7 protein-coding genes are annotated in these 11,835 nt (G+C 75.5%); 3 read left to right on the top strand and 4 right to left on the bottom strand.

The window, feature by feature from the left end; translation table 11 throughout:
- Positions 1-146 precede the first annotated feature (146 nt).
- Positions 147-4,271 carry an SCO7613 C-terminal domain-containing membrane protein gene (locus ACWGL3_RS26825; protein ID WP_267946549.1) on the bottom strand — a complete coding sequence of 1,375 codons (4,125 nt, stop codon included), beginning with the start codon at positions 4,269-4,271 and terminating at the stop codon, positions 147-149.
- Positions 4,272-4,683: 412 nt separating this feature from the next.
- Here ACWGL3_RS26825 and ACWGL3_RS26820 point away from each other — a divergent pair, with 412 nt between their 5' ends.
- Together ACWGL3_RS26820 and ACWGL3_RS26815 are read left to right on the top strand one after the other, a co-directional pair.
- Entirely contained in the window at positions 4,684-5,373 is a 690-nt protein-coding gene (locus tag ACWGL3_RS26820) for an aggregation-promoting factor C-terminal-like domain-containing protein (protein ID WP_267946548.1), read from the top strand.
- Between the two features lie 43 nt (positions 5,374-5,416).
- Positions 5,417-6,073, top strand: coding sequence for an aggregation-promoting factor C-terminal-like domain-containing protein (locus ACWGL3_RS26815; RefSeq protein ID WP_412759571.1), 657 nt, complete (start codon positions 5,417-5,419; stop codon positions 6,071-6,073).
- 60 nt (positions 6,074-6,133) lie between these two features.
- Here ACWGL3_RS26815 and ACWGL3_RS26810 read toward each other — a convergent pair whose 3' ends face one another.
- The 3 genes from ACWGL3_RS26810 to ACWGL3_RS26800 all read right to left on the bottom strand — a co-directional run bounded on the left by ACWGL3_RS26810 (position 6,134) and on the right by ACWGL3_RS26800 (position 10,417).
- On the bottom strand, positions 6,134-8,089 hold the full coding sequence (locus ACWGL3_RS26810; RefSeq protein ID WP_267946547.1) for a serine/threonine-protein kinase: 1,956 nt from the start codon (positions 8,087-8,089) through the stop codon (positions 6,134-6,136).
- Positions 8,090-8,304: 215 nt separating this feature from the next.
- A complete protein-coding gene (locus ACWGL3_RS26805) occupies positions 8,305-9,693 on the bottom strand; it encodes a class II fumarate hydratase (protein WP_267946546.1) in 1,389 nt (462 codons plus the stop codon).
- Between the two features lie 133 nt (positions 9,694-9,826).
- Complete coding sequence (locus ACWGL3_RS26800; protein WP_267950515.1) at positions 9,827-10,417, bottom strand: DUF1707 SHOCT-like domain-containing protein; 591 nt, start codon at positions 10,415-10,417, stop codon at positions 9,827-9,829.
- Between the two features lie 164 nt (positions 10,418-10,581).
- Here ACWGL3_RS26800 and ACWGL3_RS26795 point away from each other — a divergent pair, with 164 nt between their 5' ends.
- Complete coding sequence (locus ACWGL3_RS26795) at positions 10,582-11,778, top strand: hypothetical protein (protein WP_267946545.1); 1,197 nt, start codon at positions 10,582-10,584, stop codon at positions 11,776-11,778.
- Positions 11,779-11,835 lie beyond the last annotated feature (57 nt).

Here is an 11,835-nt window from a genome sequence, read left to right as displayed (position 1 = left end):
ACCCCACATCCACCCGCCCCGGGTGGGTGTGGCCACCTCCCGCCGCCGTGGCCAGCGCGGGGGGTCTGACCGGCGGGGTGGGGGGCCGGGGCCGGGGGGGGGAGGCCGGGCCCGGACCGCCGTCCGCGCGTGCCGGTTCCGGCCCCTCAGCGCATGCCCGACACCAGCCGGCCCAGGCTCCGCAGCCTCGCCAGGCTCGCCTCGTAGCGGGCGCCGACGGCGAGGAGGAGCAGGCCCACGACCGCGAACGGCACCCAGTTCGGCGCGAGCCGGGCCAGGTCCCACAGGGGCGGCCCGAACGCCCGCGCCGACGTGGCCACCAGCACCAGCCCTCCCAGGGCCAGGGGCGCCCGGAGCCGGCCCGCCAGCCCCCACACGGTGACGGCCACCCCGAGCACCAGCACGGCCGGCACCCGCCACGCCATGCCGTCCCCGGTGAGCACCAGGACCACCGTCGGCAGGAACAACAGCGCCAGACCGCCGCCGTAGGCGGCCCAGCTCGACGGCGGGGCGGGCGCCCTGCGGCTCCACTCCCAGCCGATGACCAGGGCGGCGAACGCCGGCGGCGCCGTGTACGCCTCGGGCACCGTCACGTCCCACGCCGCGAGCGCGGTCCACAGGGCGGCGAACATCAGCAGGCCGCCGACCACCGCGAACCCCGACCGGCCGGGCCGCACGGCGGTGGCCGACGCGATCACGCCGACCAGGGCCAGCGCGAGCGCCACCAGTTCCGGCCGCGCCCCCGCGCCGAGGGAGACGGCCAGCGCCAGCACCGCCCACAGGCACGCGGGGACCTCCGCGGCGGGCACCAGCGCCCCGCGCAGCCTCGGCACGACCGCGGCCACGGCGGCGACCAGGGCGATGGGCGCCAGCGCCGCGTACTCCGCCGGCGCGTCCAGGGCCAGGGGCAGGGCGAGGGCGAACGCGCCGGTGAGGGCCGTGGCGGCCGCGGTGCCGCCCAGGGCCGGGACGGGCGTCCGCGCCAGTGCGGCGGCCACCGACGCGACCACCGCGGCGGCCATCAGCGCGGCCGCGACCGTGTGCTCCTCGGCGAGCGCCCAGCCCAGCCCCAGCGCCAGGGTGAGGAGGCCGGTCAGCCCCGGCAGCGGGCTCGTGCGCCCGTCCCGCAGCAGCGCGGACCACACCACGAGAGCGGATCCCACAGCCAGCACCCACAGCAGGGCGAGGAGGAACGGCGCGCCGGCGACCACGGGCAGCGGGGCCAGCGCGGGCGGCGCGACCAGGGCGACGGCGTGCGGCGTCCACCTGCGGGCCAGCACGGCGACCGCGCCGACGGAGAGCAGCCCGGACACCAGGACCCCGGCGACCGCCGCCGCGGCGACCGGTCCCGGCAGCGGGGCGAGGCCGAGGACGGCGTACGCGGGGTCCGTCAGGGCCGGGAGCGGGGCCGTCCCCGGGGGGTACGCCCGGGAGGCCGCGGCGAGCGCGGGCAGCGACCGGGGACCGGCCACGAGCGGGACGGCCCCCAGCAGCAGGAGCCCGAGCAGGGTGAGGGGCGCCGCCCGGAGCGCGGGCCGCGGCACGGGGCCGAGGGCCGGCCGGGGCGCCCCGGGGCGGTGCGGCCGGGCCGAGGCCACCGAGGCGGCGCCGACGCACAGCAGGGCCGCGGCCGACAACCACCACGCCACGGGTTCGGGCGGCCCCGGCCGCGTGAAGGAGGCCGCCAGGGAGGCCCCGCCGGCGAGGAGGGCGAGGGCCCCCGGGACGAGGGGCGCGGTGCGGGCCGCGGCTCCGGGGGAGTCCACGCGGCGCAGGAGCAGCGCCGACACCAGGGAGGCCGCCGCGACCAGCACGATCGCCGACAGCGTCGTGCGGTACTCGGGGAGCGACCAGAGCAGGCCCAGCACGAGGGTCGCCGAACCGGTCGCCGTCGGCACCCAGCCGAGTCCGGAGCGGCCGGAGAGCGTGACGCCCAGCAGCAACGCGGCTCCCACGAACACCGTCCACACCACCGCCGCCGCGTACGGCAGGCCCAGGAGCACCGGCAGCGGCACCAGGGAGGTGGGCGCGGCGAGCGAGGCCGCGGTCACCGTCCACCTCCGGTCGACCACGAGGACCAGGGCCACCACCAGCGCGCCGGCGACGAGCACGCCGAGCGCGGCGCCCAGCGCGGCGGCCGTCCCGGAGGGGGCCGAGAGCCCCAGCACCCGGTGGGCGGGGTCGAGCATCGCCGACGCCGGGGCGGTCCAGGGGGCGTACGGGCCGGGGAGCGCCGCCAGCCCGGGGTCACGGCCCCCTCCGGCGAGCAGCGGGGCGGAGGGCAGGAGCAGGAGGCCGAACAGGGTGAAGGCCGTCCGGGGGTCGGCGGTGTCCGGGGCGGGGGTCCGGGCCGCCGCACGACCGCCTCCGGGCGCCGTTCCGGCCGCGGGGGAGGCGAACGGCCGGCGGACCCTGCCGAACAGCAGGGCGGTCGCGCCCGCCAGCAGGGTGGAGGCGGCGAGGAGCCACCAGGCGGGACGCGCCGCGTCCCCGCCGAGGGTCAGCGCCGCCAGGAAGACCGTCCCGGCCGCCAGGGCCAGCGCCCACAGCAGCAGGCACGCCCCGTACAGGGAGGCGGGGGCGTCGCCCGCGCGGTCGGCGCGGCGGAACAGCAGGAGGCCGACCAGCGGGACCGCGCCCGCCAGGAGGAGCGCGGCCAGGGACGTGTACTGGTCCGGCAGGGACCACAGGACCCCCGTGGCGACGGTGAGGCTCCCCGAGGCCGCGGACACCCGGCCCGCGCCCCGCCGGGGGAGGAGGGCGGTGCCGAGGACCAGCGCGGCGCCCACGAGCAGGGCCCACACGACCGCGACCGCCAGGGGCAGGGGCAGCAGCAGGGGGACGGCCAGCAGGGTCGGCGGGGCCAGCAGGGCCGAGGTGTGCGCCAGGAGGTCGCGGCGCAGCAGGGCCGCGGCCGCCAGGGCGAGGACGGCGGCGGCCGCGACGGCCGCCAGCCAGGCGGCTCCGGACAGCGGGGGCGCGCCGGGACCGGTGAGCCCCAGGACCCCGGCGGCCGCGGCGGTCGCGGTGCCGGGGGCCTCGGACCAGAACGTGCCCGGGACGCGCGGGAGGACGGGGAGGTGGGCGGGCCCGGCCGCCAGGGGCGCCGCCCCCAGGGCGAGGAGCGCGACGACGGCGTGCACCGCCGACGGCCCGGCGCCGGCCGGGGGGAGGGAGGGCAGCGGGCGCCGGGTGAACAGCAGCCCCGTCACGCCGGACACCAGCAGGGCCGCCGCCAGGGCCCACCAGGAGCCGGCGTCGCCGGCCGCGGGGACCGCGAGCACGAGAACCGCGGAGAGGGCGAGGGAGAACCCCCACAGGACCGTCGCGGTCACGTGGAGGGTGCGGACGGGGACGCCCCCGCGCGGGCCGCCGAGCAGGCGGACCAGCAGCAGGTCGGCGAGGGCGGTGGCGGCGAGCGCGGGCAGGGTCCAGGGCAGGAGCCCGTCCCCGGGCGCCGCCGCCACCAGCAGCACCGGGACCGGCTGGGCCACGAGCGCGGCGACGACGCGCGGGGACCGCAGCGGCACGAGGAGCGGGTAGAGCGCCGTCAGCGCGCCGACGGCCGCCAGCGCGGCGGCCGAGTAGCCGGGCCCGTTGGAGATCCGGTCGGAGAGGAGCAGGCCCAGGGCGAGGGCGTCGACGCACAGCAGGGCGGCGGCGACGGCTCCGAAGGTCTCGGCGGTCGCCCTGAGGCCGCGCCGGTGCAGCGGGAGGGCCAGGAGGGCGAAGGCCAGGGTCGTGGCGCCGAGGACGCCCGCGCGGGCGCCGGTGCCCAGGTCGCTCCAGGACCAGACGGCGAACACCAGGGCGGCGATGCCGACGAGGAGGCCGCCCAGCCCGAGGACGACGTTCTGGGCGGAGCGCCGGGTGACCTCGCCGACGGGCTCGGAGCCGTGTCCGGCGGACGCGGGGGCCGGGCCCCCCGGGGCGGCGGAGCCGAGCGGCGGCCGCGGGCCGTCCTCGGCCCGGACGGCTCCGGGGCGGCCGTCGGCGGGCGCGCGCCCGGGAAGGGGCGTGCCCGGCCGCCCCGGGAGCGACTCGCCGCGCAGCAGGCGCATCGTGACGGCGCGCTCGCCGAGCAGGCGGTGCCTGCGGCCGTCGATCTCCGCGATCTCGGAGTCGATCAGCCAGAGGCGCCGGGCGGTGTCGCCGACGAGTGCCAGCCCGCACCGCGGGCACGCGCGCACGCCGACCGGGAGCGGGGCGCGGCAGTCCGGGCAGTGGAGCCGTGGACCCGCGGGGGACGGTGGGGATCCTGGGGCGTTCATACCGCCATCCTGTCCCCGGCCCCGCCCGCGCGCATCGGTACACGTACTCAGACCGGGCGGTGACGAGAGCCGCGTCCCCCGGTGCGGAGACGTGGAGCACACGTGGAACCGCTTGACCGGAACTTGACTCTTCGTGGCGATGTGCAGGTGAGAGGGCCGCAATGCAGGCACATTCCGTGATGTGACCCAAGGCATAGTAAAACTGGCGTTACTTGGCCGTGACGATGATGCAGGCTGAGTCCGCTGCACAGAACACTCCCTCCCACGTGGAAGTCCCCCGCCGCGGTCGGTCGAACGGAAGAAGACCCGTCCCCTCCGCGCACAGTCCGGACCACGTGGTCAGCGGCGGCGAAGCACCGCACACGAACAGCCCCACGAAGGCACGTGTGCGTCTACGCGAAAGGGCCACTCCTTGCTGATCGACCGAACCTCACTGCGCCGTGCGAGCGCCGTCGGAGCCGCGGCCGTGGTCGCGGGAAGCGCCTTCACGGTGGCGGCGTTCGCGCAGACCGGGGCGGTGGAGCCCGAACGGCTCACGTCCGCCGCGGTGGTCCCCGACCAGGAGTCCGGGGACGGCGCCGACGACTTCTTCGCCGAGCCCTCCGCGGTCGGCGGGGAGGAGCGCGAGGAGAGCCGCCGGCAGGCCGCGGCGGCCGCGGAGGAGGGCCTCCGGTCCGCCAGCGGGACGGGGAGCGACATCCCCGAGCCCGAACCGGAGCCCGAACCCGGCGCCACCGCCTCCGGCGGCGGCGCGGACCCCGCGGACCCCTCCGGCGGCGGCGCGGCCGCCGTCCCGGCGGGCTCGGCCAAGGAGATCGCCCTGGAGATGGTCCTCGCGGAGGGGTGGGGCGAGGACCAGTTCTCCGGCTGCCTCGAACCCCTGTGGGAGAAGGAGAGCAACTGGGACCACACCGCGGAGAACCCGGGTTCGGGCGCCTACGGCATTCCGCAGTCCCTGCCCGGCAGCAAGATGGCCTCCCACGGCGACGACTGGCGGACCAACCCCGCCACCCAGATCGCGTGGGGCATCGACTACATCAAGGACCGGTACGGGAACCCCTGCGGCGCCTGGTCCCACTCCCAGGCGAACAACTGGTATTAATGGGGCTTTCCCTGCCAATAACCCCCTCTTGGGAAAGGCAATCGTGCTACTCAACCGAATGTCGCTGCGCAGTACAGCGGTGATCGGTGCGGCGACCCTCGTCGCGGGTGCGACGTTCGCCGTCTCCGCGTTCGCGGACGACGGGGTCGACCCGGAAATGGCGGCCAGCGCCGCCGTTCCGGACAGCGAGGAATCCGCAGCCGACACCGAAACCGGGGAGGACGAGTTCTTCGCCTCCGCCGAGCTGACGCAGGAAGAACTCCAGGAGCTGCGACAGCAGGCCCGGGGAGAGAGCGAGGCCGCCCTCGGCGCCGGGGTCAGAACGGCCCAGGGCGACGGGAGCGACATCGAGGAGGAAGAGGAAGAGGAGGAAGAGGAGGAGGTTCCCGAGTTCACCGGGGACCCCAAGTCGATCGCCCTCGACATGGTCCTCGCGGAGGGCTGGGGCGAGGACCAGTTCTCCGGCTGCCTCGAACCCCTGTGGGAGAAGGAGAGCAACTGGAACCACACCGCCTCGAACCCGAGTTCGGGCGCGTACGGCATCCCCCAGTCGCTGCCCGGCAGCAAGATGGCCTCCCACGGCGACGACTGGCAGACGAACCCCGCCACCCAGATCGCGTGGGGCATCGACTACATCAAGGGGCGCTACGGCACCCCGTGTGAGGCGTGGGCCCACTCCCAGTCCATCGGCTGGTACTGATCCCGAGCACACACGGCCCCCGCGGGACACCGCGGGGGCCGTCGTGTGCCCGGGGCCCGGTCAGAGGTGCGGGGTGAAGGTCTCCACGACCTCCTCGTGGAGGTCGTCGTAGAAGTCCCCGTCCTCGCGCGGGACGTTGACGCTCACCATGTAGAAGACCCTGCTGCCCTCGTGGTCCACGCTGATCGCGTAGGACCAGAAGCGGCGCTCCGGTGTCGCCCACGACTCGTTGGTGAAGTCGGACTCCACCATCGCGACGTCCCAGCCCTCCCCGTAGTCGTCCTCGTCGAACTCCTCCAGCTCCAGCTCGGAGTAGTCCGTCGTGATGTCCTGGTCCGCGTCGGTGCCGCCGTTGGTCTGCCGGAGGTACTCGGCGCTCGTCCCCGTGAACTCCTCCTCCGTCCACCCGGTCACCCACACCTGGTGGTCCCTGCCGGGGGCGACGAACACCGCGAGGCTGTTGTCGATCTCGCTGTCGTCGACCTCCCAGCCCGCCGGGTGGGCCACGTCGAACCACTGCGAGCTGAACGTGTCCAGCTCGTCGTAGGAGGGCGGCTCCCCGCCGTCGTCCCCCTCGGCCGCGGCGGCCTGCTCGCCGCTGCCGCCGCCGGGCTCCGCGGACGGGGACGGCTCCTCCGGAGGCGCGCCGCCCTGCGTCGGCGCCTCCTGGGGGGCGGCCTCCCCCGCGGCGCCGCCCGACCTCAGGACCACGGCCACCGCGACCACGGAGACGAGGAGGAGGGCCAGCAGGCCGGCGCCGACGCCGAACAGCACCCTGGCCGTCGAGGCGGCCCCGGAACCGGACCGCCCGGAGCCGCCGTGGCCCCCCGAGTGGAGGGGGGCCGTGGCCCCTCCGCGGCCGCCCGTGCCGCCCCCGCCGGAGTGCCCGTACGGGGCGGCCGGGCGTCGGCCGGGCGGGAAGGGGGTCTGCGGCGTCACCGGACCCGCGGGACGGGGCCGGCCCTGGGGGAGGGGCGTCCCCGGGCCGTGGCCGGCCGTCCCGGGGCCCGTGGAGCGGCCGCCGGCCCGCGGCCCGGCAGCGGGGTACCCGCCGCTCCGGAAACCGTGGGCGTACGGGGAGCCGCCGGCGCCCGGGGCGGTGCCGGGGCCTGTGCCCGCCGCGCCCGCCGCGACCCCCGCGGCTCCGGCGGCTCCGGCGGCGCCCGCCGGGCCGACGCCCCCGCCGGAGGTCCCGCGTCCGCGCAGGAGCGCCAGCGCGCCCTCCACCGTCAGCCGCCGGTCCGGGTCGCGCTCCAGGAGGCCGGTGATGACCGGCTCCAGCCGTCCGGCACGCGTCATCGGCGGAAGGGGCGCCGAGATGACGGCGGCGATGGCCGCGGTGAGGCTGTCCCGGCGGAACGGCGACGTGCCCTCCACCGCCGCGAACAGGGTCACGCCGATGCTCCACAGGTCGCCCCGGTGCTCCGCGGGCCCGCCCTCCAGGCGCTCCGGCGGCATGTACTCCGGGGAGCCGATCAGCGCACCCGTCCGGGTGATGCTGGGACCGCCCTCCATGGTGGCGATGCCGAAGTCGGTGAGGATCACCCGGCCGTCCAGGGACATCATGATGTTGCCCGGCTTGATGTCCCGGTGCAGGACTCCGGCCGCGTTCGCCGCCTGCACCGCCTTGAGCAGGGACTCCGCGATCTCCGCGACGGTGTCGGGCGGGAGGGCGCCCTGTTCGTTGAGCCGGTCCTGGAGGGACCCGCCCTCCACGAGCTCCATGACCACCCACGGGTCGCCGTCGTACTCGAAGACGTCGTGGACGGTGATCACCGTGGGATGGCTGATGCGCGCCGCCGAACGCGCCTCGCGGCGGACCCGCCCGTGCGCGTCGGCGCGCTCGGATTCGGTGAAGTGGTCGGGGAGGAGCACCTGCTTGATCGCGACGACGCGGTCCAGGGACGGGTCGAAGGCTTCCCAGACCACGCCCATACCGCCGCGTCCGAGTTCACGGCGCAGGATGTAGCGGTCCGCGACGATCTGTTCGCTGTCGCTGTCGCTGTTGCTCGACATGTACTGCCCTCTCGAAGGCGGGCCTTTCGGGTGCTCTGACAAGGATGTCGGACGCCTCCCGCGTGTGGAAGGTTCCCGGGGGGCAGGTGAGTGGAACCGGAGCGCCGCACGGCCGTCGCCCCCGCGGACCGGCCGCCGCCCGGCGGCGGGGCGCCCCGCCCGCGCGGAGCGCCCCGTGGACACCGCGGACCGCCGCCCGCGGGGACGGCCCCCGCCTACCGGGAGTTGGTCATCTTCAGCACGTCGAGGGCGTCGTCCAGCTGCTCCTCGGTGAGCTTGCCCGCCTCGACGTAGCCGCGCTCCAGGACCACCTCGCGGATGGTCTTCTTCTCCTTGAGCGACTGCTTGGCGACCTTGGCGGCCTCCTCGTAGCCGATGTAGCGGTTGAGCGGGGTGACGATCGACGGCGAGGACTCGGCGTAGACGCGGCACTGCTCGGCGTTGGCCTCGATGCCCGCGACGCAGCGGTCGGCGAACACCCGCGAGACGTTGGACAGCAGCCGGATCGACTCCAGCAGGTTGCGGGCGATCATCGGCAGCTGCACGTTCAGCTCGAAGTTGCCGCTCGCACCGCCGAAGGCCACCGCCGCGTCGTTGCCCACGACCTGCGAGGACACCTGGAGGACGGCCTCGCACAGGACCGGGTTGACCTTGCCGGGCATGATCGAGGAACCGGGCTGGAGGTCGGGCAGGAAGATCTCGCCCAGGCCCGTGGTCGGGCCGGAACCCATCCAGCGGATGTCGTTGGCGATCTTCGCGAAGCCGACCGCGACGGTCCGCAGCTGGCCGGACAGCTCGACCAGGCCGTCGCGTGCGCCCTGCGCCTCGAAGTGGTCGCGGGCCTCGGTGAGGGGCAGGCCGGTGTGGGACGCGATCTCGGCGATGACACGGGCCGAGAAGCCCTCGGGGGTGTTGATGCCGGTGCCGACGGCGGTGCCGCCGAGCGGGAGCTCGGCCACGCGCGGGAGGGAGGCCTCCAGGCGCTCCACACCGTAGCGCACCTGGGCGGCGTACCCGGCGAACTCCTGGCCGAGGGTCACCGGGGTGGCGTCCATCAGGTGGGTGCGGCCGCTCTTGACGACGGACGCGAACTCCTCCGCCTTGCGGGACAGCTCGCCCTCCAGGTGCCGCAGCGCCGGTACCAGGTCGTTCTGCACGGCGGCCGTGGCGGCGATGTGGATGGAGGAGGGGAACACGTCGTTGGACGACTGGGAGGCGTTGACGTGGTCGTTGGGGTGGACGTCGAGGCCGGTGCGCTCCTTGGCGACGGTCGCCACGACCTCGTTGGTGTTCATGTTGCTGGAGGTGCCGGAACCGGTCTGGAAGACGTCGATCGGGAACTCGTCGTTCCACTTGCCGTCCGCCACCTCCAGGGCGGCCTCGCGGATCGCCTTGCCGAGGTCCTCGCCGATGACGCCGAGCTCGGCGTTCACCTTGGCCGCGGCGGCCTTGATCTGGCCGAGGGCGGCGATGTGGGCGCCTTCGAGGCCCTGGCCCGAGATCGGGAAGTTCTCGACGGCGCGCTGCGTCTGAGCCCGCCACTTGGCCTCGGCCGGGACCTTGACCTCACCCATCGAGTCGTGCTCGATACGGAACTCACTCATTGCAACCCATCTCTCCTGGGAAAACCTGTGACACAAAGCCTGCCAGACGCATCCGGGCACACCGTCACCTCACCCGGGCTTGGCGGTGTTGCACGCGTCATGTTGACATCGCCGCAGGTGGAAGCGGACGTGTTCAGGAGCCGATGCCGCGGCGGGGCGCCCGGCGGAGCCGGCCGAGGAAGCGGCGGCGCCTCGGCGCGCGCACGCGGACCACCCCGAAGAGCGAGAAACCGTCGATCTCCAGCACCGGGGGGTCGGACATGCCGGAGCGGCGGGCGGTGGTGGTGCGCCGCCCCAGGAACGACCAGCCGGTCAGGCGCACCTCGACGCCCTCGGGGACGTCGATCTCCACACGGCCCAGGACGGCGGTCACGGTCATCCGGTGGTGGTTGTGCATGAGGAGGGCCTCGCGCATGTCCACCTCCACCCGTCCGACGACGGCGACCGCGTACTCGCCCGGGTAGGCGACCCAGCGCCCCCGGCGCGCGGTGTTGCCGAACAGCCCGACCAGGGGCTGCGGGTCCAGGCGGATGGGCTGGCGCTCGACGGGGAGGAGGTCGGCGGTGATCCCGGGGAGCTCGCCCAGGGTGAGGGCCCCGTGCACGAGTGAGGAGCGCTCCTCGAACTCCTCCAGGTCGATGCGGCCGTCGGCGGCGGCGTCGCGCAGGGCCTTCAGTACGCGCTCGCGGTCCGTGTCGGAGGCGCGGAGCCGCTCGGGGGACACTTCCTCACTCACACCGCCACCCTAGTGCGTGCCCGGCGGACCGGGACGCGGTCGCGGCCCCGCGGGGCGGCGGCTCCCGCAGTTGTGCGCGCCGGGTTCCCTTGGGGGTCTCGCGCGGTTCACCGGACGCGCATAGCTTCCTACCGACAGCACACGGTGAGGGCGTGGAGGGCGGGAACGGGATGCGCGGAACCGGTACTTGGAGGAGAGGGGCCCGGGCGGCGGGCGCGCTCGGGGCGGCGCTCGCGGTGGCGGCGGTGCTGGCGCCCGCCACGGCGGCGGCCGACTCCCGGGAGCGGGAGCCCGGGGGAGGGCCGCCCCTGTCCGTGGACGGCGGCGCGTGGCCGTCCGGGCACGTCCAGGGCGCCGCGCTCGACGAGGAGAAGGGGCACATGTACTTCTCCTTCACCGACACCGTCGTCAAGACCGACCTGGACGGCCGGGTGATCGGCACGGTCACCGGCCTCACGGGCCACCTCGGCGACCTCGACTTCAACGACCGGGACGGGCGCGTCTACGGATCGCTGGAGTACAAGGCGGCCGAGGCGTTCTACATCGCGATCTTCGACGGCGACCGCATCACGCGGCCGGGCATGGACGCGGAGGACGACCGCGTCCTGACCACCGTCCACCTGGACGAGGTCGTCGAGGACTACACCGCGGACATGGACGGCGACGGCGTGTTCGACGGCAACGTCGCCGACACGGCCGACCACCGCTACGGGTCCAGCGGCATCGACGGGGTGGCCTTCGGCCCCGAGTTCGGCCGCGGCGGCGGCCGCGAGGTGCTGACGGTCGCCTACGGCGTCTACTCCCACCCCGGGCGCGCCGACAACGACCACCAGGTCCTGCTCCAGTACGACACCTCCTCGTGGAGGCGGTACGAGCGCCCGCTCGACCAGGACGCCCCCCACACCAGCGGCCCGCCCCGGGTCGGGGGCAAGTACTTCGTGTACACCGGAAACACCACCTACGGCGTGCAGAACCTGGAGTACGACGCGCGCACCGGCGACTGGTTCATGGCGGTCTACGAGGGCGTCAAGCCGCACTTCCCCAACTACTCCCTCTTCGTGGTCGACGGCTCCCGGCCCCCGGTGCGGGGCACGGTCCGCGGCCAGGAGGACGACGAGCAGGGCCTGCTGCTCCCGCTGCGCCGGGACGGCATGCTCCACGGGGAGTCGGGGGTCCGGGGCTGGGACACCGGAGGCCAGTACGGCCTGGTCTCCCTGGACGACGGTCGCTTCTACGTCGTCGAACGCGGCCGGCGCACCGGGGACGGGGTCACGCTGGAGACCGGGGTCGCCCACCTGAACCGGTGGACGGCGGGGACCCCCGACCCCTTCACGCCCCTGGACGGCTGAGAGGCGCACGCGGGCCGGCCGGCCCGGGAGCCGCGGGCGGGCCGGCCTGTTCCCGGC

The sequence above is a fragment of the Nocardiopsis sp. NPDC055824 genome (assembly GCF_053616335.1).
Note: the sequence above shows the minus strand (reverse complement) of the source record. Positions and strands in the feature narration are given on the sequence as shown.